The organism is Brenneria sp. L4-2C, from assembly GCF_040240335.1.
Classification (GTDB): Bacteria; Pseudomonadota; Gammaproteobacteria; order Enterobacterales; family Enterobacteriaceae; genus Brenneria.
In genome coordinates this window covers 385,753-406,928 of record NZ_JBEIAC010000001.1, presented here as the reverse complement: position 1 = coordinate 406,928, position 21,176 = coordinate 385,753, and the positions used below count along the sequence as shown (strand labels likewise).

Sequence of the window (21,176 nt, the reverse complement as noted above, 5' to 3'; positions counted from 1 at the left end):
GTGATGCGGCGGTCCGGGCCGCCTGGCGCCGCGGTTTGGGAAATAGAGATAATATTGCTATAAGTTATTCGATTATCTTATTTTTATTTAAACCAGGAACAGCGGTGAATCGCAGAGTCATCGTGTTTAACGCTGTTTGTCGAAACAGGAAACGAAAACCGTGAATAAATCGCAAATATTGCTGTCATCCGCCCTGGTATCGGCGCTCGCCGCCTTGCCGACCGCCTATGCCGCCGACGTATCCCTGGGATTAGGCGCGGCAGGGGCGACATCCGTTTATCGAGGCGACGATAACGCCGTTTATCCGTTGCCGATGCTGAATTACGAAAGCGAAAACGTCTATTTTCGTGGGTTGGGCGGCGGCTATTATTTATGGAATGACGGAGAAAATAAGCTGTCGCTGAGCGCGTATTACCTGCCGTTAGGGCTTAAACCGAGCGACAACGATGACGAACGGATGCGGCAATTGGATAAAAGACGCGGTACGCTGATGGCCGGGGCCGCCTATCGGCATATTGCCGATTGGGGCGAGATTCGCACCATTCTGTCTGGCGATACGCTGGATTACAGCAACGGCTTCCTCTGGGATACCGCCTATCTTTACCGCTTTACGGCGGGCGATCTGACGGTGGTGCCTGGGCTCGGCGTCACCTGGTTCAGCGAGAATATGAACCGCTATTATTATGGCGTCAGCCGCGGGGAGTCCGCCCGATCCGGTTTTGGCCGTTATCAGCCGGGCGATGGATGGTCGCCGTATGTCGAGTTGAGCGCCAACTATCAAATAAATCCAAGCTGGAGCGCCTGGGCCGTTGGCCGTTATACCCGGTTGTCGGATGAAGTGAAGGAGAGTCCGATTGTCGATAGCAGCTATAGCGCGGCGATGAGCGTCGGCGTGAGTTATCGGTTCTAAGGCAAATCGGTTCTTAAACGTGCATCCGATGCTCTAAAATGGGGCGTTGCTATTTGTTTGCCTTGTAATGGTGCGTTTGAAGACGCGCTCTCTTTTTCGGGAGGAAGACTGACCATGGCGATAAAAGAAGTCTGTTTTCCTGATGGCGCCACGGTGCCTGCTATCGGGCAGGGTACCTGGTTCATGGGGGAAAACCCACAGACAAAAGCGCAGGAAGTGAAAGCGTTGCAGGCCGGTATTGACCAGGGATTGATTCTGATCGATACGGCTGAAATGTATGCGGACGGCGGGGCGGAGCGGGTTGTCGGCGAGGCGATTCGCGGGCGGCGCGACGAGGTCTATCTGGTTTCCAAAGTTTATCCTCACAATGCGAGCGGCGAAAATGCGGTGAAAGCCTGTGAGCAGAGTCTGGAACGACTGCAAACCGATTATATCGATCTGTATTTGCTGCATTGGCGCGGCGGTATTCCGTTGATGGATACTATCGCCGCCATGCAGGGGCTACAGCGGACGGGCAAGATTGGCCGCTGGGGCGTGTCCAACCTTGATACCGATGACATGCAGACGCTCTGGTCGCTGGAAGGCGGCCGGGAATGCATGACCGATCAGGTGCTTTACCATCTGGCGTCACGCGGAATAGAGTTTGATTTACTGCCCTGGTGTCGGCAACATCATGTACCGGTGATGGCATATTGTCCGATTGCCCAGGCGGGGCGGCTGCGCAATGGGTTGTTCACGCATCCTGTGATTAACGCTATCGCCCGGCAGCATGGCATCACGCCGGCTCAGGTGTTGCTTGCCTGGGTTATCCGTCAGCCTGAGGTGATCGCCATACCGAAAGCCGGTTCGGAACAGCATGTTAAAGAGAATGCGCAGGCGCTGGATATTGAGCTTAACGCGGATGAACTGCTCTTGTTGGATCAGGCTTTTCCAGCGCCGAAGCATAAACAGCCGCTGGATGTCGTGTAAGACGCGGAAAATCATGGCGTATGAACCTGGGTTCACACGCCATTTTTCATTATGCCGGCTTCTTGATGCGGATATGCGTGGCTAAACGGGCAGGGGACTGCACCGTTGCGTTTAACGTCCGATTAATCCGGGCCGTCTCCACGCAAACAAACGTTTTATAGCCCTCATCGGTCATATCGCTCATGGTATGGGATAATTCGGCGCCGGGATTCCATGCCACCACGTCGCTGTAGTGGGTGTGCTGCACTTCAATCGTGCGTTGCAATTCCGGATCATTAATAACGCTAATATCCTGCGCGTGCGTGTAAATGCGATCGGTACGGCCGGTAAAGACCAGCTCCCCTTGTTGTTGGGAAACCTGACCCTGATTGACCTTGTCAATAAACCGCTCACCCAGTCCGCTGACGCTGATTTTGCCGATATCGCCAATTTGAAAATAGGTATGCAACGCGCTGGTCATGCTGTAGTCGCCGTGCGCTTCCAGCTCGACATGACAGGTTTTACCCAGCTTGAAGCGTGCGATAAGGGTAAATTCATGCGGCCAGGCCGCACGGGTTTGCGCCGAGTCGCGCAGCGTGAAAGCCAGCTCCACGCCCTGTTCGTCTTCGCTATGGGACGTGAACTCCCACGGCAGCAGACGGGCGAAGCCGTGGCTAGGTTGGGCAAACGGGCCAAACCAGGGGAAGCAGATAGGGATGCCGCCGCGAATCGCTACATGCTCGCTGAAGGCGGTATTCTCGCTCAGCCACAGAACCGGCGCTTCATTCGCAGGTTGCCAGCTCAGCAGATGCGCGCCCTGTAAGGCGATAGCGGCGCGAACCTGAGGATGCTCAATCACGATCGCCGGCAGTTGTTCCAACTGTCGCTGGCTGATGGTCGGGGTAATCTGTTTGGTGATGGGAAGTTTGAAAATCTTGTCATTCATGATGTTGCCTATTTTGGTTGTTGTTAATCAGCAAGTAAAAAGGGCGGCCGGAGGCCGCCCTTCATCATTGAATCATCATTCGAACTTATTTGGAGATGTGCGCGATCAGATCCAGAACCTTGTTGGAGTAGCCGGTTTCGTTATCGTACCAGGAAACCAGTTTCACAAAGTTGTCGCTCAGCGCGATACCTGCTTTAGCGTCGAACACGGAAGTTTGTTTTTCACCGTTGAAATCGGTAGAAACAACGTCGTCTTCGGTGTAGCCCAGAACGCCTTTCAGTTCACCTTCTGAAGCTGCTTTGATAGCGGCACAGATTTCTTTGTAAGAAGCCGGTTTTTCCAGACGAGCGGTCAGGTCGACAACGGATACGTTCGGCGTAGGAACGCGGAACGCCATACCGGTCAGTTTACCGTTCAGTTCAGGAATAACTTTACCTACAGCTTTGGCTGCGCCGGTAGAAGACGGGATGATGTTCTGGGATGCGCCGCGGCCGCCGCGCCAGTCTTTGTGAGACGGGCCGTCAACGGTTTTCTGAGTTGCGGTGGTGGCGTGAACGGTGGTCATCAGCGCTTCAACGATACCGAAGTTGTCGTTGATGACTTTAGCCAGCGGCGCCAGGCAGTTAGTGGTACAAGACGCGTTGGAAACGATGTCCTGGCCAGCATAGGATTTGTGGTTAACGCCGATGACGAACATCGGGGTGCTGTCTTTGGACGGACCAGTCAGAACCACTTTTTTAGCGCCGGCGGTGATGTGTTTACGCGCGGTTTCGTCAGTCAGGAACAGACCGGTCGCTTCAGCAACCACGTCAACGCCCGCTTCGTTCCATTTCAGGTTAGCAGGGTCACGTTCTGCGGTAACGCGGATAGTTTTGCCGTTAACAACCAGATGGCCATCTTTAACTTCAACGGTGCCGTTGAAACGGCCATGAGTAGAGTCATACTTCAGCATGTACGCCATGTAATCGGCATCCAACAGATCGTTGATTGCAACGATTTCGATGTCAGAACGCTCTTGCGCTGCGCGGAAAACAATACGGCCGATGCGGCCAAAACCGTTGATACCTACTTTGATAGTCATATATTCCACCAGATATTGGTTAGTGAATAAAAGGTTGGTTGTAAAATTACAAAAACCTTGCTGAGCGTCAAGCGGAATCGTGTCAATAGTTGCTGTAAGTCAATCCTATGACCAACCTTTGAACGAAATTCCACCTGACTCTGTAAATAAAGAACATTTAAGGCTGATATAGGGCGCTATGTATCATATAAAGCTCATTCCGCCTGAAATTGTGATGAATGTCACAATTAAATGCTCATCCTGTCCACGCTCATTATATTAAGCCAAAATGGCCTGTAAAGTTGTTAATTTTTTGTTATTATTAATGAATAACTTGATTGCCGACTGTGCCAGCGAGGCCGTTATGATTAGCAAATCCTCTCAGCAAAGCGCCGCAGACGCGACGGAATTGACGGAAATACAACGCTATGTCACCCAGCAAAGCGGCACGGAGCCGCCTTTTTCCGGCAAGCTGCTGCATAACAAGCGCACCGGTATTTATCATTGCCTGTGTTGTCAGAAAGCGCTGTTCTATTCAGATAATAAATTTGACTCAGGCTGCGGCTGGCCAAGCTTCGATCAACCCGTATCGCCTGACGCCATCCGCTATCTCGACGATGATTCTCACAATATGCACCGTATTGAAATCCGCTGCGGCAACTGCGACGCGCATTTGGGGCATGTCTTCCCTGACGGCCCCCGGCAGACTACCGGCGAGCGTTATTGCGTCAATTCCGCGTCATTAAGCTTTATCGATGCCGATGACGGCAAGCGGATCGACGGCTAATGCCGGTAGTTTGAAGATGTCGCCGCTTGTGGCGAATGATTAGCTTAACCGTTTCAGCAAAATGTGCAGGAAGAGGCTATGCAACTTGATGACCTGATTGATGCCATGACGCCGGAAATTTACCAACGTCTGGCGACGGCGGTGGAGTTAGGGAAGTGGCCGGACGGGGTCTCCTTGTCTGAGGAACAGAAAGCAAACTGTCTGCAAATGGTGATGCTGTGGCAAGCACGTCACAACACCGAGGCGGAGCATATGACCATCGGCAGCGACGGGGAGATCGTGATGAAAAGCAAGCAAGAGCTGAAGCAGCAGTTCACTGCGCCAGCCATTGCGAAGCTTTATCCCCGCTGAGCGGCCAGTCGGCCGGGCAATATCGGCGACGCGTCAATTCCGCGGCAAAGTCGAGCGGTCGCTTAGCGAGGTGCGGGCAGGCTGGAAATGAAAGTGTCCAGATCGATTAGATTCGCCCCTTTTCGCTGCATTTCCCGCAGCGCATGCTGGCTATCCTGCGGATTAAGATTTACGCCGCGACATCCCTCCGCCAGCACCTCCGTTTGGTAGCCCAGGGCGAGGGCGTCCAGCACGCTGAATTTGACGCAGTAGTCGGTGGCGATCCCCATGACGGTCAGATGGGTGACGGCATGGGCGCGCAGCCAGTCATCCAGATCGGTTTTCGCCCGATGCCCGTTATCAAAGAATGCGCTGTAGCTGTCGATATGGGCCTGCGTGCCTTTACGCACCACCCAGGTTATCGCCTGTCGGTTTAACGTTGGATGAAATTCCGCGCCGGGTTGACCCTGAACGCAGTGTACGGGCCACCAGACCTGGGGCAGGCCGTCGAGTTCGCCGGTTTCACCCACCGGTTTGCCGGCATTGACGGCAAAACTCCCATGATTGGCGGGATGCCAGTCCTGGCTGGCGATGACCGCGACATCTGAAGCGACGCAGGCCGCGATAGCGCGATTTGCCAGTTCAATCACGCGGTCGCCCTCGCTGACGGCCAGTGCGCCGCCGGGGCAAAAGTCATTTTGTAAATCAATTAACAACAGCGCCTTCTTCATGGTGACCTCGTGGTTAATTTAGTCTTTGTCGCTCAATTCGCCGCGCAGATTTTGCTGCATCAGGTGCCGGATTTTCTCTGGCTCAAGATCCTGCCGGCTCAGCAGATAGTGCAATTTGGTCAGCGTCGCCTCCACCGTCATGTCGAAACCGCTGATCACTCCGGCCTGGGCTAAGGCATTGCCGGTGGCATAGCCACCCATGTTCACCCGGCCGGAGAGGCATTGCGTCAGGTTAACCACCACGATGCCGCGTTCCGATGCCTGACGCAACTCATTCAGCAAACCGGGACTCTGGGGCGCATTGCCGACGCCGTAAGAGCGCAATATCAATGCCTTTACCGGCTGACGCAAAAAGTTGCTTACCACATCGGCGGAAATGCCGGGATAAATGGTAATCACCCCGATAGGTTGCGGCGTAATGGCGTGTACCCGCAGCGGCGGACAATTCTCGCAGACCGCCGACGGCGCCAGCCGGCGAATATGAATACCCGCTTCCAGCAGCGGCGGGTAATTGGGCGAGGCGAAAGCGTCAAAACCATCCGCGTGCGCTTTGGTGGTGCGGTTGCCGCGCAGCAGTTTGTTATTGAAGAAAAGGGCGACTTCATTGATCGGGTGATTGGCGGCGACATACAGCGCATTAAGCAAATTGGTTTGCCCATCGGAGCGTAATTCGGCGAGAGGGATTTGCGATCCGGTCACAATCACCGGCTTGGACAGGTTTTCCAGCATGAACGATAGCGCCGATGCGGTAAACGCCATGGTGTCCGTACCATGCAAAATAACAAAACCATCATAATCGTCATAATTTTGCTGAATGTCATCCGCGATGGCCTGCCAGTCGGCCGGGCTCATGTCGGAGGAGTCGATCAGCGGCGAATATTCATGAATGGTGAATGCCGGCATTTCGGCACGGTGGAACTCCGGCATCTGCGCCAGTTGCTGTTGTAAATGTCCGGAGACCGGGATATAGCCGTTAGCGGAGCGCTGCATGCCGATTGTGCCGCCCGTATAGGCAACGTAGATGGATTTTTTTTGCATGGGGTAAAATTAATCAGATAAAAGCAGGATTATAGAGATAACCCGAAGGAAAAGCAGCCCGGCATATTCCCCCCGAAAGGGGAACGCCGGGCTGTATGGTTACGGCTTTACTTTACCTCGCCGCAGGTGAGGCAAAGCGCGTACCGGTGCTGCGGATCGTTGAGGTGATTGGCGATGGAGGGCTGCGCCTGCACCGCATGCGTCAACTGCGCCACCGGAGCGGGCAGCAGCGCCTGAACGGCGGTCGGCAACCAGGCATACACCGACGCGTTGATCTGATTCATCATGGCGTCGAACAGGCTCGGTTGTTCTTCGAACCAGCTAAGCTGGTATTGGCCCAGTTTCGCCAGTTCGGCGGCTTTCTTCACCGCATCGTCAAAATCGCCTAACTGATCGACCAATCCGTTCTCTTTCGCATCGCTGCCGATCCAGACGTGTCCCTGCGCAATCTGATCGATTTGCTCCGGCGTCTTTTTACGGGCCTGAGCCACGATATCGATAAAGTTCTTATATCCGCGCTCAATACTCAGCTGAACCATCTGACTGAACTCGGGCGATAACGATTTGGTTACCGACAGATCGGCCAATGGCGAGGTGGCGACGCCGTCGGTATGCACGCCGATACTTTCCAGTGAGTTTTCAAACGTATTGATCACGCCGAAGATGCCGATAGAACCGGTCAGGGTGCTGGGGCTGGCGATAATGCTATTGGCCGGCGTTGAAATCCAGTACCCGCCGGATGCCGCCATTCCCCCCATGGAGACCACCACCGGCTTGCCGGCAAGGCGTACCGCCATCAGTTCCGATCGGATCATTTCCGATGCCGTCACGCTGCCGCCAGGGCTGTTGACGCGCAGGATAACCGCTTTGATCTTGGGATCGAGACGCGCTTCGCGCAGTTGGGCGGCGGTGGTATCGCCGCCGACCATGCCGGGCGTTTCCTGACCATCGATAATCGCGCCGTTGGCAAAGACCACGGCAATCTGATTATTGTTCGGCGCCGGAGGCTTAGGCTGGTAGTCATAAATGCTGGTGAAATTAAAGTTGTTGGTTTTGTCATTCCAACCAAAGGCTTTAATCAGCGTTTGTTCGATAACCGAACGGGAGGCGACCTCATCAACCAGTTTGTTTTGCAGCGCATAGCGGGCGGTATCGCCCTGTACGGCCTGCAAGCCGGAAATGATGCCGGCCGCGCCGGGGAACAATTGTTCGGGCGTAATCTGGCGGTTCGCCGCGACGGTCACCAGATAATGTCGCCAGAGCGTGTTGATCCAGCGGCCGTCGGCTTCCCTGGCTTCGGGGGACAGGTTGTCTCGCAGGTAGGGTTCGACGGCGGATTTATAGGTGCCGACTCTGAAAATATGGGTGGTGACTTTCAGTTTATCCAGCAACGATTTGAAGTAGAGATTGTTGGTGGCCAAACCATGCAGGTCGACTTCGCCCTGCGGCGTCAGGGCAATGGTATTGGCGAAGCTGGCCAGATAATATTGCGCCTGGGAATAGCTATCGCCCACGGCATAAATGGGCTTGCCGCTGTCGCGGAATTCCCGCAGCGATTTGCCGATATATTGCAAAGAGGGCTGATCCGCGCCGGCAAAATCACGCAGATCCAGCACCAGACCGGTAATGTTATCGTCGGTTTTGGCCTGACGGATGCTGTCGACGATATCGAATAGGGAGTTTTCCTGCCGGCGATTGCCGGATGCGCCGAAAAATTCCCGTCCCAGTTGCCGCAATTTATTGTTCATGGAGGGCTGGTCGACGACCACGCCGGTCAGATCCACCAGTAAGGCGCCACGGGTAATATCGGTAGGGGCGCTCGTGAACTGTGTGTAAATCCCGACGCCAACCAGAATAAGCGCGATAAGAAAAATATTGAGAATAAACTCTCTGATAAAATTAAGCAGACGCCAGGTCCACTTAAAAATGCCGCTAAAAATTCGCCACAATGTGCGCATGATATCTCCGGAAACGGGAAAACAGCTTATTATTCTAATATCCTAATAAGCGGGCAGTAAAAAGTCAGCATTAAATGATGCCCAGGCAGCGCTTGGGTGGGGCTATCTTGTAACAAAACTTCTACTTATGCTACCTTGGCGCGCATCGTGTCTTGCCATAAAAATCAGATTGCCATACAGGAGATGTGCGATGGATGCTCTCGAACTGTTACTTAATCGCCGTTCGGCTTCACGCCTGACGGCGCCGGCACCTTCCGGTGAGGCGTTGAACAACATTATTCGCGCCGGTATGCGCGCCCCCGATCACGGCGCTTTACAGCCCTGGCGCTTCTTCGTGCTGGCCAATGACGGTCTGGCGCGTTTCAGTGCGTTGCTGGCGCAAGCGGCGGAGCAGGAAGGTCTGGATGAGGCCGGTATCGAAAAAGCCCGGCAGGCGCCGTTTCGCGCGCCGCTGATTATTACCGTGGTGGCGCATTGCGAAAAAAATGCGAAGGTGCCGCATTGGGAACAGCTTGTTTCCGCCGGCTGCGCCGTTCAGGCGATGCAAATGGCGGCCCTGGCCCAGGGATTTAACGGCATTTGGCGCAGCGGCGCCTGGACGCATAATCAACGGGTGCGCGCGGCGTTTAATTGCCGCGAACAGGATGCGATCGTCGGTTTCCTCTATCTGGGTACGCCGCAATTGAAGGCGCCGGCTAATGTGACGCCGCCTGATGTCGAAAAATTCGTTCATTATTTCTGATAAGCGCCAAGTGAAAAACTTTCGTCCCTCTCTGCGCTTGCGGTGCGTTATGCTTCCGGCGCGCAGGGCCACGATCTTTCAGCGCAATGGTGCGTAATGCGACTTTTTATTGCCGAAAAGCCCAGTCTGGCCCGGGCGATTGCGGATGTATTGCCGAAACCGCATCGCCGCGGCGATGGCTTTATCGCCTGCGGGCAGCACGATGTCGTGACGTGGTGCGTCGGGCATTTGCTCGAACAGGCGCAACCCGATGTTTATGATGCGCGCTATGCGCGCTGGTCATTGGCCGACTTGCCCATTATCCCACAGAAGTGGCTGCTTCAGCCTCGTCCCTCGGTGAGTAAACAGCTCAACACCATCAAAAAACTGCTGGCGGACGCCAGCGAGATCATTCACGCGGGAGACCCCGACCGTGAAGGACAACTGTTGGTCGACGAGGTATTGGAATATCTTTCCCTGCCGGAAGAAAAACGTCAGCAGGTGCGACGTTGTCTGGTTAATGACCTGAACCCGCAGGCGGTGGAGCGCGCGGTGGCCAGGCTGCGCGAAAACAGGGAGTTCATCCCGTTATGCGTCTCCGCGCTGGCGCGTTCCCGCGCCGACTGGTTGTATGGCATCAATATGACGCGCGCGTATACCATCCTGGGGCGCAATGCCGGCTATGATGGCGTGCTGTCGGTCGGACGAGTGCAAACGCCGGTGCTGGGGCTGGTCGTGCGTCGTGATGAAGAGATCGAGAACTTTGTTGCGAAAGATTACTTCGAGGTGAAAGCGCACATCATAACGCCGGCCGGGGAGCGGTTTATCGCCGTCTGGCAACCGAGCGAGTCCTGCGAACCCTATCAGGATGAAGAAGGGCGCCTATTGCACCGCGCCCTGGCGGAGCATGTCGTTAAGCGCATCGACGGGCAGCCCGCGTGGGTGACCGGTTATAATGATAAACGGGAATCAGAAACCGCGCCGCTGCCGTATTCGCTGTCAACGCTTCAGATTGAAGCCGCCAGGCGGTTCGGGCTCAGCGCCCAGCAGGTGCTGGATATTTGTCAGAAGCTTTATGAAACCCATAAGCTGATCACCTATCCCCGTTCGGATAGCCGCTATCTGCCGGAAGAGCATTTTGCCGGGCGTCAAGCGGTACTGAACGCGATTTCGGTGCATCAGCCGGATCTCTTGCCTCAGCCGGTGATGGATATCGACCGGCGCAATCGCTGCTGGGATGACGGCAAGGTCGATGCCCACCATGCGATTATCCCCACGGCGCGCAGCGCGAACGCGGCGTTGTCCGATAATGAGCAGAAGGTCTACGGGCTGATCGCCCGCCAGTACATCATGCAGTTTTGCCCCGATGCCGTATTCCGCAAATGCGTGATCGATCTGGATATCGCCGGCGGGAAGTTTGTCGCCAAGGCGCGTTTTCTGGCCGAAGCCGGCTGGCGTACGCTGTTGGGGGGAAAAGAGCGCGATGAAGAGAATGAAGGTTCGCCGCTGCCGGTGGTCGCCAAAGGCGATGAACTGCTGTGCGAGCGCGGCGAGGTGGTCGAGCGGCAAACGCAGCCGCCGCGTCCTTTTACCGATGCGACCCTGTTGTCGGCGATGACGGGCATCGCGCGCTTCGTGCAGGATAAAGCCCTCAAGAAAATCCTGCGGGCAACCGATGGTTTAGGGACGGAAGCGACGCGCGCCGGCATTATCGAGCTGTTGTTCAAGCGTTCTTTCCTGTTTAAGAAAGGGCGTTATATCCATGCCAGCGAAGCGGGGCGGGCGTTGATTCACTCTCTGCCCGATATGGCCGCGCATCCGGATATGACGGCGCACTGGGAGGCGACGTTGACGCAAATCAGCGAAAAAAAATGTCGTTACCAGGATTTTATGCAGCCGCTGACGCATTCTTTACAGGAATTGATTCATCAGGCCAGGCAGAACCGGGCCGTGGGCGCGTTCAAAGGTATTAGCGCGCCTCAGGCGAACAGTAAAAAACGGCGTAAAGCCAAGCCCAAAGTAAAGGAGCAGAATCAATGAAATCTCAGGTTTGCTGGTTGGTGATGGGCGCGGCGTTAGCGTTGCCGTCGGTGGTATTAGCGAACCGCGGCGGGACGGACATCGTGGTGCCGGTGCCTGCCGAGGTCTGGAGTTCGGGTTCCGCCGCGCGTGAACGCAATAACAATTGTTTGCGCTGCTGCGTGTATGAGAACCGTAACTATTCGGAAGGCGCGGTGTTGAAAGTCGATGGCGCGATCCTCCAGTGCGTGCGGGATAAACAGACGGTGGGTACCAACGATCTGATTTGGCAACCGCTTAAGCAGTAATCAATGCTGACTGAAGGGGTTCAAAGGCGCAGCCGCGGTGTATGCCGGCGCTGCGCCTTTTTTGTCAGCTTAAACCACCGCCTCGGGAAGTGGTGATTGTTCGTTATTACAACGCGAACTCAGCCCATATCGGCGCATGATCGGACGGTTTTTCCATCGCCCGAATATCATAATCAATGCCGGTATTGGTGCAACGCGCCGCCAGCGGCTGACTCGCCAGTATCAAATCGATACGCAAACCGCGGTTGGCATCAAAGCCGGCGGAACGGTAGTCGAACCATGAAAAGCGATCGTTACAGTCAGGGTGGGCGGCCCGGAACGTATCGACAAGGCCCCAGCTTTGCAGACGGGCAAGCCACTCGCGCTCTTCCGGCAAGAATGAGCATTTTCCCGTGCGCAGCCAGCGTTTACGACTGTCCTCGCCAATGCCGATATCGAGGTCGGTCGGGCTGATATTCAAATCGCCCATAATAATCAACGGTTGATCGGCGGCATGGTGCTGCTCGATATAGTTTTGCAGATCTTGATAAAAGCGGGTTTTAGCGGGGAATTTGATCGGATGATCGCGACTTTCTCCCTGAGGGAAATAGCCGTTCACCACGGTAAGCGTTCCTTGCTCGGTCGCAAAATCCGCCATGATAATCCGCCGCTGCGCGTCTTCCTCATCCGTTGGGAAACCGCGGCGCACCGCTATCGGTGGGTTTTTACACAACAGCGCGACGCCATAGTGGCCTTTTTGGCCATGATAAAAAACGTGATAGCCATACTGGCCGACGTCTTCCAGCGGAAACATATCGTCATGGACTTTGGTTTCCTGCAAGCCGATGACATCGGGCTGGTGCTGTTCGATAATGGCGGCCAACTGATGAGGGCGCGCCCGTAGTCCATTGATATTAAAAGAAACAACTTTCATGTTAGCTGCCGTTCGATAAAAATGTTTCCAGATGGTAACAGATTTCCATGCCGGGAGTCACGGCGGCGCGGGAAGCTGATTTCGGGACTCGTTCATGATGAGTTGAACGGCGGCGACGGAGCCCGTATACTCCGCAATTCGCAGGAGAGAGCGCGTCAATTGACGCTCCGCCGAAGGCGCAAACTCCCATAATCGCTCAGGTCACCCATACTGCGAATTTCATTCAAGCCAACTGGAGAGAGGTTGTTGCGACAACCCACCGAAGGGGCAAGCGCCGTCAGCGGCGTAAACTCTCAGGTAAACGGACAGAGGGAGGGGCACATTTCACAGGAAACTTTTTGTGCTTACCTATATCTATCTGATCGCGATCACGGCGGAAGGAATGTCTGGCGCACTGGCGGCCGGGCGTCGCAATATGGACATTTTCGGCGTCAGTATGATCGCTTTTATCACCGCGCTTGGCGGCGGCACGGTACGCGATATTCTGCTTGGTCATTATCCCATCGGTTGGACTCAACATCCCGGTTATATTTACCTTACGATCGGCGCCGGTCTGTTTACCATCGTCATTGCGCGCGTGATGCACCATTTGCATCGCCTGTTCCTGGTGCTGGACGCCATGGGGCTGATTGCTTTCACGATTATCGGCTGCAATGTCGCCCAGGGGCTGAATTACTCCATCACGGTGGTGGTGATGTCAGGGATTGTGACGGGTATTTTCGGCGGAATTCTGCGCGATATCTTTTGTAATCGAACTCCGATGGTTTTGAAAAAAGAGCTTTACGCCTGCGTATCATTATTAGTGGCGCTGCTGTACCTCGGGTTGAAGGCGCTGAACGTGGATCATGATATCAATCTGTTGGTTTCTTTCAGCATTGGCTTGTCGGTGCGCTTAGCCGCGATCCGCTGGTCATGGCAACTTCCGGTTTTTTCCTACGTTCCGGGGAGTTGGAAGAGTTAATCCGTCGCGCTGGGTCGGTTTTGTCGAACCCTGGTCGAAGGTTCTCACCTTCCCCTGACGGGAATCTGTAAGTCATTTTTTTGGGATTTGATTCAGCAGGGCGTCGTTTCGAGAAAGGGACATATTGTACGTTAAAATGACTTTTTTGTACCGTCAGGCTCAGGGCTAATCCGGCATTATCCGCTCCATCACGGCTAGCCGTCGCCTATCTTTAATTCCGGCTCTTCGGCGCAAATGGCAGCGAGAAAATGGATGAATTCCCGCACACGGGATGGAATGCGCCGTCCGGCAGTTGTCACAGCGTTGATAGGAAGGGGCTGTGGCGCATACTGATTCAGAATTTGTCTGACCTCACCGGAGGCCAGCACATCCGTGAACAACCAACTCGCGTGATGAGCGATGCCGAGACCTGCAATGACCGCGCTGCGGACATGCTCGGCGTCATTTGTGCGGAATGCTCCCGTACCGTTGATCGTGACCTGTCTGCCGTCTACGTGGAAATCCCACCCGGTGACATCGCCCTGGTAAACATAGCTGATACACTGGTGGCTGCGCAGTTCATCCAATGTTTGCGGTGTGCCGTTTTGAGCAAGATAGCTTGCGGAGGCCAGGGTTATCATCTGCATATCGCCAATGTGCCGGGCAACGAGCGCTGAATCCGAAAGCCGACCGATGCGCACCGCAACGTCTATACCCTCCTCAATAAGGTCAACGTGCCGCCCGGAGACCTCCATCTCGATTGCGACATCGGGGAAACGTTTCCTGAAATCGGATAGCCGGGGAATAATGAACATCCGCCCGAAGGCGGGTGAGAGCGTTACGCGTACCAGCCCTGAGGGAGTCGATTGCCCTTGAAGTATCCGCTCTTCTGCGGAGTCGATCTCCTGAAGGATGCGGACGGTGGTCTCGTAATAATCCTGTCCTGCCGGCGTCACGGAAAGGGTACGGGAATTTCTCGCGAGAAGCTGCGTACCTAGCCGCGCTTCAAGCCCAGCAAGTTGTTTGCTGACTGTCGGCTGGCTGACGTTGAGGTCTCGCGCCGCCTGCGAAAAGCTGCCACTTTCGACGATGCGCACGAACATCCGCATTGCATCTAATTTATCCACCGCTTTCATTCCGCAGAACAATCGAAGACATAATGGTTTCCGGTTTTACCTGATTGATTAATGGCGTTGATTTGCGGGAGAAAGGATAGCTTATCACCCGCTTCAGGCCCAGGCCCACCTTCGAATGCGCATAGGCGACAACATCGTCGGTTTTCTCACTTTTATCCCGATAGGGTGTTGGTCGAGCTGACTGTTCCGACTACGACTCGGCACCAATATTCCCTCACTATTTATTCAAATAAAGAATAGGCGGTATTCATTTAACGTCAATGACATTCTATATGAGAATATGTGAGTATTCGTTTGACCGCCCGGTGACGGGCTCCCAACGGAAAGGAATAAGTAATGACGATCAAGATTTATGGCGATCCCGGCTCGGGCAGCTTGCGTCGCGTGACCACTGCGGCAAAGATAATGGGCGTTGAAATTGAACGTGTGAATGTCGATCTATTTAAGGGAGAAAGCCAGACTGATGAGTTCAAATCGCGTCTCAATCCCCACGGTTTGACGCCTGTTCTGGAAGATGGCGATTTCATTCTCTATGAAGCCGCTGCGATCAATCTTTATCTGGCTAATAAGGTAAATTCTCCGCTGATCGGAACCACGGAGAAAGATCGGTTTCAGGTTCTTCAGTGGATGTTCTGGTCGGGTGAGCAATGGCGCATCTTTGCAACCACTCTCTTCGACGAGCGGGTTGGGAAGACAGTCATGGGCCTGCCGAAGAATGAACCGGTGATTGAGTTCGCCGAGGAGAAGTTTCGCGCTGCTGCGAAGGTGCTCGATCAGCATCTTGAAGGCCGCAAGTTCATGGTTGGTGAGGCTCTGACCCTTGCTGATTTCGATATTGCGGGGCCTTTCTCCCAGATCGATCGTTCAAAGCCTCATCTCCGGGAATATCCAAACCTCATGGCCTGGCATGACAATCTCCTTCAGTCGGTTCCGGCGTGGGCAGAAACGAAGGCTGAGGTTGATAACCGTATTGACAGTTTCCTGGAGAATGTCGGCGTGAGGTTGTGAGCGACAGACGTTCCGTCAGGCCAGCTCGCCCTGCGGGCCAACGCTGGCGCGTTGTGCAAAACCTGCGGTTTTGTCGAACCTTGGTCGAAGGTTCTCACCTTCCCCTGACGGGAATCTGTAAGTAATTTTTTTGGGATTTAATTCAGGAGAGTATTTTGGAGTGGTGGTGGGGGAAGGATGACTCGCCGCTGCGCGGCTCGCCCTGCGGGCCAACGCTGGCGCGTTGTGCAAAACCTGCGGTTTTGTCGAACCTTGGTCGAAGGTTCTCACCTTCCCCTGACGGGAATCTGTAAGTGATTTTTTTTGGGATTTGATTCAGAAGTGTATTTTGAAGTGGTGGTGGGGGAAGGATGACTCGCCGCTGCGCGGCTCGCCCTGCGGGCCAACGCTGGCGCGTTGTGCAAAACCTGCGGTTTTGTCGAACCTTGGTCGAAGGTTCTCACCTTCCCCTGACGGGAATCTATAAGTAATTTTTTTGGCATTTAATGCAGAAGTGTATTTTGAAGTGGTGGTGGGGGAAGGATTCGAACCTTCGAAGTCTGTGACGGCAGATTTACAGTCTGCTCCCTTTGGCCGCTCGGGAACCCCACCACTGGCCTTGCTGCATGAGGCTTTCGCTTCAAGCGGGGCGCATCATATCAAATGCTGCGCCCCTGTAAAGCCTGATATATCAAAAAAGAATGCGTTTGCCGATTTTTTATTCCAGATGGCGCATCCTTATACATTTAACGGATACAGCGATGCGCCAGCGGCGAATTAAAGAATGATGGTGCGGTTGCCGTAGACAAAAACACGCTGAGCCAGCACCCGGTAGAGCGCGCGACTTAATACATTCTTCTCGACATCACGCCCGGCGCGCATCATGTCGTCGGCCGTATAGGTATGATCGACGTTGATCACGTCCTGCATGATGATCGGGCCTTCATCCAGGCTGTCGTTCACGTAGTGAGCCGTTGCCCCGATGATCTTCACGCCGCGCTCATAGGCCTGATGATACGGACGGGCGCCGATAAACGCCGGCAGGAATGAGTGGTGAATATTGATAACCTGATTCGGGTAGTGCTGCACGAACGCCGGCGTCAGCACACGCATATATTTCGCCAGTACGACGAAATCCGGTTGATATTGGTCGATCTGGGCGATCATGTGCTGATCGTGCTCTTCGCGGGTAAATCCTTCATGACTGACCAGATGGAAGGGAATATCAAACCGCTCGACCAGGGTACGTAACGTATCGTGGTTGCCGATAACGGCCGCAATTTCCACATCCAGCCCGCCATATGCGCTTTTCATCAGCAGATCGCCCAGACAGTGGGCTTCTTTCGTCACCAATATGACGATGCGGCGACGGCCGGCGGTCGTCAGTTCACGAACAGAGCCTTCAGGGAGCGCGCCGTCGAGATCGGCCAGCAGGGTGATGTCGTTAAAAATCCCTTCCAGCTCGGTGCGCATGAAAAAACGCCCGGTGCGATGATCAACAAACTCATTGTTCTGTACGATATTGAGTTCGTGTTTGTAGCAAATATTGGTGATTTTTGCGATGAGCCCTTTAGCATCAGGGCAAATGGTCCGTAATACTTTTCTTTCTGTATTCTGGGGTTGCATGGGCGTGTGGATCCTGTCCAAAACTTGATAGCGTACGTATGTTTATATTGCGCAGTGCCGGAATTCACCGCGGTTTATCACTGTTTTTACTGTCCGCAACACTTTTTGTATTTTTTGCCGGAACCGCACGGACAGTGCTCATTTCTGCCGGTTTGCAGATGGATGCCGTCCATATAGTACCAGCGATCGTGATGGCGAAGGAAGCGTGAGCGTTCTCGCATTAATCCAGCCTGTTGCTTCTCAGTGGTGGCGGTATAGCGGGCGGCGAATTCCACATACCCTTCGTCAGGCGTTTTCCCCGGCGCGGTCGCGACAATATTCAGTCCCTGCCAGCGCGTATCCCGGCAGCTTTCCTGAATGGCTGCGCGCCATTTTTCCGGCTGATGGTCGGGGTGCCAGGTCGCTATCAGGTAATCCACATCCTGTTTGACGTAAGCCGTATAGCGGGAGCGCATCAAGGTAACCGGGTCGGCGGGGGCAACGAGATTGCCGAGATAGGGCTGACAGCATACGCTATAGGGTAATCCACTGTTACAGGGGCAAATTTCCGACACTGCGTCTCCTGAAAAAAAATTAATTTTAAAAAAAATGATAAATAATAGTGGGATCCTTTATCAGGATGCCGATATGTTACCTAATAATCTCTGGAGGTATCAATGTGCGCTAGAATGAAAACACACGAGGTCAACCATGAGACGGATAAAAGTTGGTCTGGCATTAAGTTCTGGTGCTGCCAAGGGATGGGCTCACATTGGTGTGATAAATGCGCTGACGGAGCTGGGGATCGAGATTGATGTCGTTGCCGGATGTTCCGTTGGCGCACTGGTCGGCGCGGCATATGCGACGCATCGGCTGGATGCCATGGAGCGCTGGGTCAGCGGGTTCGGCTACTGGGATGTTATCCGTCTGATGGACCTGTCCTGGCAACGTGGCGGTCTGTTGCGTGGCGATAAAGTATTCAATAACGTAAAAAATCTGTTAAGAACGAAACAAATTGAGGATTGTGCGATTAAATATGGCGTCGTCGCGACCAACCTGAGTACGGGACGCGAGCTTTGGTTAACGGAAGGGGATCTGCATCAATCCATTCGGGCTTCTTGCAGCATTCCAGGTTTACTTTCTCCCGTTCTGTTCAACGGTTACTGGCTGGTGGATGGCGCGGTGGTGAATCCGGTACCGGTGTCGTTGGCGCGAGCTATGGGGGCGGATGTGGTGATAGCGGTCGATCTGCAACAAGACGCCAGTCTCGATCACCATGATTTATTATCGATTAAACCAACGGCGCCGAACTCTGAAGTAGAACCCGATGTCGATGACTGGCGCCGTAAGATACGCAAACGTTTGTCACAGGGGCGACGTCGACAGACCGTGTTGTCGCCTACAGCGATGGAGATCATGAGTACGTCAATTCATATTCTTGAAAACAGATTGAAGATGACGAGGATGGCGGGGGATCCGCCTGATGTGCTGGTACAACCCTATTGCCCACAGATAGCCACGCTGGATTTTCATCGGGCGCAGGAAACGATTGCAGCCGGTCGTCAGGCGGTGGCAAAGAAACGTGATGAATTGTTGTCGCTGGCGAACAGAGCGCGTTGAGAAACAAGGCGTTGCAAGCGGCGGCAAAACGTCATGGGCGATAAAGTAAATTGAATATTAAGCGTTTGAAGTAAGAGGTGATTGATGGAACAACCATTAGCGGGTAAACACGTATTGATTATTGAGGATGAGGCCGTTTTCCGCTCGGTGCTTGCCGGTTATCTGACTTCGCTAGGCGCTTCAATTCGGGAGGCGGTTCATGGATTGGAGGCATTGAGTATTCTGGAGCACCATCATCCGGATTTGATTATCTGCGATCTGATCATGCCAATGATGGGCGGCATTGAGTTCCTCGAACGCCTGCGTTTAAAAGATAACAATACGCCGATACTGGTGATATCCGCGACCAGTCAGATGGCCGATGTCGCGAAGGTTTTGCGCCTTGGCGTGCAGGATGTCTTACTCAAGCCGATCCGTGATTATAGCCGCCTGCGCGAGGCGGTGATGGGATGCCTTTACCCGGATATGTTTACTTCGCCGGTGAATGAAATTGAGCAATTAATGCAGGATATGGATTCCCTGAATCAATCTCCCGATGCGGTGGTAAAACTGTTGGCTCAATTACAACCGCCGGTTCAGCAAACGCTTGCGCGATGTCGTATTAATTATCGACAGCTTACCGCGGCCGAACAACCGGGGCTGGTCTTGGATATTGCCGCGCTTTCAGAAGAAGATCTGGCTTTTTATTGTTTAGATGTTACCCAGGCGGTAAACAATAACGGTACGCTCGCGGCGCTATTACTGCGTACATTGTTCAACAGCGTTCTGCAAGAACACATGGCGAATCAACAACACCGGCTGCCGCATTTGCCGCTTTTATTAAAACAGGTAAACCAGCTATTCCGTCAGGCCAGTCTGGAAGGGCGTTTCCCATTACTGGTCGGTTATTATCATCGCGAATTAAAACGGCTGATACTGATCTCCGCCGGTTTAAATGCCACGTTAAATGTTAATGAAGATCAGATTGCGTTGAATAGCGGCGTACCATTAGGCACGCTCGATGAAGCTTACCTTAAGCAGTTAAATCACGATTGCGATGCCTGGCAATGTCAGATTTGGGGCGGCGGCGGTCGTTTACGGCTGATGCTTTCTACAGAATAGTCCGATAGCTGGGGTTATACCCTTTGTCTGACGGTGTTCTCCTTCCGTTGTTATTCTTTATTTCCTACTATTGAGTCATCATCCTAATTTTTCTTGGGCTATGACGTTGGGCAAGCATGGCAGCGTTAAACTGGTATACTCATCCGGTTTTTAGACCAAACAATTAAAGTTCATTATTTGAACGATATATAAGAGGTTGTTTATGTCGATTATCAATAAAAAGGTAAAAAAAGCGGTTATCCCGGTTGCTGGATTGGGAACACGTATGTTGCCGGCCACGAAAGCCATTCCTAAAGAGATGCTGCCGTTGGTTGATAAGCCGCTGATCCAATATGTTGTCAATGAGTGTATTGCCGCCGGCATCAATGAAATTATTTTGGTCACGCATTCATCTAAAAATTCTATTGAGAACCATTTTGATACCAGCTTCGAGCTGGAAGCCATGCTGGAAAAACGTGTTAAGCGCCAACTGCTGGAAGAAGTGCAATCTATTGGCCCGAAACACGTCACCATTATGCAAGTTCGGCAGGGGCTGGCGAAAGGTTTGGGTCATGCCGTATTGTGCGCTCATCCTTTGGTCGGGGATGAACCGGTCGCGGTAATTTTGCCTGATGTGATTATTGATGAATATAAATCCGATCTGACAAAAGACAACCTAAGTGAAATGTTGCAGCGTTTCTCAGAAACCGGACATAGCCAGATTATGGTTGAGCCGGTTGAGAATGTCAGCAGTTACGGCGTTGTCGATTGCAAAGGCGTGGAATTAAAACCGGGCGATAGCGCGCCAATGGTCGGCGTAGTAGAAAAACCCAAAGCGTCCGAAGCGCCGTCTAATTTAGCCGTTGTCGGCCGCTATGTGCTGTCTGCCGACATTTGGTCCCTGCTGGAGAAGACACCGCCTGGAGCAGGTAATGAAATCCAGTTAACCGACGCCATTGCAATGTTAATGGAAAAAGAGACGGTGGAAGCCTATCACCTCAAAGGCGTGAGCCATGACTGCGGCAACAAACTCGGCTATATGCAGGCCTTCGTTGAATACGGTTTGCGCCATGAAAATTTGGGGCCGCAACTGACGCAGTGGCTACAGGAAACTATTGAAGAAGAAGAAAATTAATATT

Annotated in this window: 21 protein-coding genes, 1 tRNA gene, 3 other RNA genes and 1 riboswitch; of the genes, 12 read left to right on the top strand and 13 right to left on the bottom strand. The window is 53.6% G+C overall.

Going from position 1 to position 21,176, the window contains the following annotated elements:
• Nucleotides 1-160: 160 nt before the first annotated feature.
• Together ABRZ26_RS01860 and ABRZ26_RS01855 are read left to right on the top strand one after the other, a co-directional pair.
• Nucleotides 161-910, top strand: coding sequence for a MipA/OmpV family protein (locus ABRZ26_RS01860; RefSeq protein WP_319602549.1), 750 nt, complete (start codon nt 161-163; stop codon nt 908-910).
• A 114-nt stretch (nt 911-1,024) separates the two neighbouring features.
• Nucleotides 1,025-1,879 (top strand): aldo/keto reductase, encoded by an 855-nt coding sequence (locus ABRZ26_RS01855; RefSeq protein ID WP_319602548.1) that lies wholly within the window; start codon nt 1,025-1,027, stop codon nt 1,877-1,879.
• A 49-nt stretch (nt 1,880-1,928) separates the two neighbouring features.
• Here the strand turns inward: ABRZ26_RS01855 and ABRZ26_RS01850 are convergent, their stop codons facing one another.
• The gene (locus tag ABRZ26_RS01850) at nt 1,929-2,804 is read right to left on the bottom strand and encodes a D-hexose-6-phosphate mutarotase (RefSeq protein WP_319602547.1); all 876 of its coding nucleotides are present in this window, start codon (nt 2,802-2,804) and stop codon (nt 1,929-1,931) included.
• Nucleotides 2,805-2,889: 85 nt separating this feature from the next.
• Nucleotides 2,890-3,885, bottom strand: coding sequence for a glyceraldehyde-3-phosphate dehydrogenase (gapA, locus tag ABRZ26_RS01845; protein WP_319602546.1), 996 nt, complete (start codon nt 3,883-3,885; stop codon nt 2,890-2,892).
• A gap of 343 nt (nt 3,886-4,228) precedes the next feature.
• Here gapA and msrB point away from each other — a divergent pair, with 343 nt between their 5' ends.
• Nucleotides 4,229-4,651, top strand: a complete 423-nt coding sequence (msrB, locus tag ABRZ26_RS01840; protein ID WP_319602545.1) for a peptide-methionine (R)-S-oxide reductase MsrB — start codon at nt 4,229-4,231, stop codon at nt 4,649-4,651.
• A 78-nt stretch (nt 4,652-4,729) separates the two neighbouring features.
• Entirely contained in the window at nt 4,730-5,002 is a 273-nt protein-coding gene (locus tag ABRZ26_RS01835; protein WP_319602544.1) for a YeaC family protein, read from the top strand.
• Between the two features lie 62 nt (nt 5,003-5,064).
• Here ABRZ26_RS01835 and pncA read toward each other — a convergent pair whose 3' ends face one another.
• The 3 genes from pncA to sppA all read right to left on the bottom strand — a co-directional run bounded on the left by pncA (nt 5,065) and on the right by sppA (nt 8,708).
• The gene (gene pncA / locus ABRZ26_RS01830; protein ID WP_319602543.1) at nt 5,065-5,712 is read right to left on the bottom strand and encodes a bifunctional nicotinamidase/pyrazinamidase; all 648 of its coding nucleotides are present in this window, start codon (nt 5,710-5,712) and stop codon (nt 5,065-5,067) included.
• 18 nt (nt 5,713-5,730) lie between these two features.
• Nucleotides 5,731-6,750, bottom strand: coding sequence for an asparaginase (gene ansA, locus ABRZ26_RS01825; protein ID WP_319602542.1), 1,020 nt, complete (start codon nt 6,748-6,750; stop codon nt 5,731-5,733).
• A gap of 107 nt (nt 6,751-6,857) precedes the next feature.
• Complete coding sequence (gene sppA, locus ABRZ26_RS01820; RefSeq protein WP_319602541.1) at nt 6,858-8,708, bottom strand: signal peptide peptidase SppA; 1,851 nt, start codon at nt 8,706-8,708, stop codon at nt 6,858-6,860.
• A 190-nt stretch (nt 8,709-8,898) separates the two neighbouring features.
• On the opposite strand from sppA, the gene ABRZ26_RS01815 reads away from it, so the two are divergent.
• From ABRZ26_RS01815 to ABRZ26_RS01805, 3 genes are all read left to right on the top strand, one after another.
• Nucleotides 8,899-9,450 (top strand): NAD(P)H nitroreductase, encoded by a 552-nt coding sequence (locus tag ABRZ26_RS01815; RefSeq protein WP_319602540.1) that lies wholly within the window; start codon nt 8,899-8,901, stop codon nt 9,448-9,450.
• Nucleotides 9,451-9,546: 96 nt separating this feature from the next.
• Nucleotides 9,547-11,469, top strand: coding sequence for a DNA topoisomerase III (locus tag ABRZ26_RS01810; RefSeq protein WP_319602539.1), 1,923 nt, complete (start codon nt 9,547-9,549; stop codon nt 11,467-11,469).
• Nucleotides 11,466-11,756: a DUF1496 domain-containing protein gene (locus ABRZ26_RS01805; RefSeq protein ID WP_319602538.1), complete on the top strand. Its 291-nt coding sequence runs from the start codon at nt 11,466-11,468 to the stop codon at nt 11,754-11,756. Before ABRZ26_RS01810 ends, ABRZ26_RS01805 begins: the two co-directional genes overlap by 4 nt.
• A gap of 106 nt (nt 11,757-11,862) precedes the next feature.
• Here the strand turns inward: ABRZ26_RS01805 and xthA are convergent, their stop codons facing one another.
• The gene (xthA, locus tag ABRZ26_RS01800; RefSeq protein ID WP_319602537.1) at nt 11,863-12,669 is read right to left on the bottom strand and encodes an exodeoxyribonuclease III; all 807 of its coding nucleotides are present in this window, start codon (nt 12,667-12,669) and stop codon (nt 11,863-11,865) included.
• 222 nt (nt 12,670-12,891) lie between these two features.
• Nucleotides 12,892-12,988: riboswitch (glycine riboswitch) on the top strand.
• Between the two features lie 21 nt (nt 12,989-13,009).
• On the opposite strand from xthA, the gene ABRZ26_RS01795 reads away from it, so the two are divergent.
• Nucleotides 13,010-13,630, top strand: coding sequence for a trimeric intracellular cation channel family protein (locus ABRZ26_RS01795; RefSeq protein WP_319602536.1), 621 nt, complete (start codon nt 13,010-13,012; stop codon nt 13,628-13,630).
• A 194-nt stretch (nt 13,631-13,824) separates the two neighbouring features.
• Here ABRZ26_RS01795 and ABRZ26_RS01790 read toward each other — a convergent pair whose 3' ends face one another.
• Nucleotides 13,825-14,736: a LysR family transcriptional regulator gene (locus ABRZ26_RS01790; protein WP_319602535.1), complete on the bottom strand. Its 912-nt coding sequence runs from the start codon at nt 14,734-14,736 to the stop codon at nt 13,825-13,827.
• A gap of 345 nt (nt 14,737-15,081) precedes the next feature.
• Between ABRZ26_RS01790 and ABRZ26_RS01785 the strand changes: the two genes are divergently transcribed.
• Nucleotides 15,082-15,753: a glutathione S-transferase family protein gene (locus ABRZ26_RS01785; RefSeq protein WP_319602534.1), complete on the top strand. Its 672-nt coding sequence runs from the start codon at nt 15,082-15,084 to the stop codon at nt 15,751-15,753.
• On the opposite strand, the gene ABRZ26_RS01780 is transcribed toward ABRZ26_RS01785, so the two are convergent.
• From ABRZ26_RS01780 to ABRZ26_RS01755, 6 genes are all read right to left on the bottom strand, one after another.
• A non-coding RNA gene (locus ABRZ26_RS01780) (RtT sRNA) lies at nt 15,745-15,871 on the bottom strand. The genes ABRZ26_RS01785 and ABRZ26_RS01780 overlap by 9 nt on opposite strands.
• A gap of 43 nt (nt 15,872-15,914) precedes the next feature.
• Nucleotides 15,915-16,043, bottom strand: a non-coding RNA gene (locus tag ABRZ26_RS01775) — RtT sRNA.
• 44 nt (nt 16,044-16,087) lie between these two features.
• A non-coding RNA gene (locus ABRZ26_RS01770) (RtT sRNA) lies at nt 16,088-16,216 on the bottom strand.
• A 43-nt stretch (nt 16,217-16,259) separates the two neighbouring features.
• Nucleotides 16,260-16,344, bottom strand: a tRNA-Tyr gene (locus ABRZ26_RS01765).
• A gap of 165 nt (nt 16,345-16,509) precedes the next feature.
• Entirely contained in the window at nt 16,510-17,358 is an 849-nt protein-coding gene (gene purU / locus ABRZ26_RS01760) for a formyltetrahydrofolate deformylase (protein WP_319602533.1), read from the bottom strand.
• A gap of 86 nt (nt 17,359-17,444) precedes the next feature.
• Nucleotides 17,445-17,912 carry a YchJ family protein gene (locus ABRZ26_RS01755; RefSeq protein ID WP_319602532.1) on the bottom strand — a complete coding sequence of 156 codons (468 nt, stop codon included), beginning with the start codon at nt 17,910-17,912 and terminating at the stop codon, nt 17,445-17,447.
• A 136-nt stretch (nt 17,913-18,048) separates the two neighbouring features.
• Between ABRZ26_RS01755 and rssA the strand changes: the two genes are divergently transcribed.
• From rssA to galU, 3 genes are all read left to right on the top strand, one after another.
• Nucleotides 18,049-18,957 (top strand): patatin-like phospholipase RssA, encoded by a 909-nt coding sequence (gene rssA / locus ABRZ26_RS01750; protein ID WP_319602531.1) that lies wholly within the window; start codon nt 18,049-18,051, stop codon nt 18,955-18,957.
• Between the two features lie 84 nt (nt 18,958-19,041).
• Nucleotides 19,042-20,058: a two-component system response regulator RssB gene (gene rssB, locus ABRZ26_RS01745; RefSeq protein WP_319602530.1), complete on the top strand. Its 1,017-nt coding sequence runs from the start codon at nt 19,042-19,044 to the stop codon at nt 20,056-20,058.
• A gap of 202 nt (nt 20,059-20,260) precedes the next feature.
• Nucleotides 20,261-21,172: a UTP--glucose-1-phosphate uridylyltransferase GalU gene (gene galU / locus ABRZ26_RS01740; protein ID WP_319602529.1), complete on the top strand. Its 912-nt coding sequence runs from the start codon at nt 20,261-20,263 to the stop codon at nt 21,170-21,172.
• The last annotated feature ends 4 nt before the right edge of the window (nt 21,173-21,176 follow it).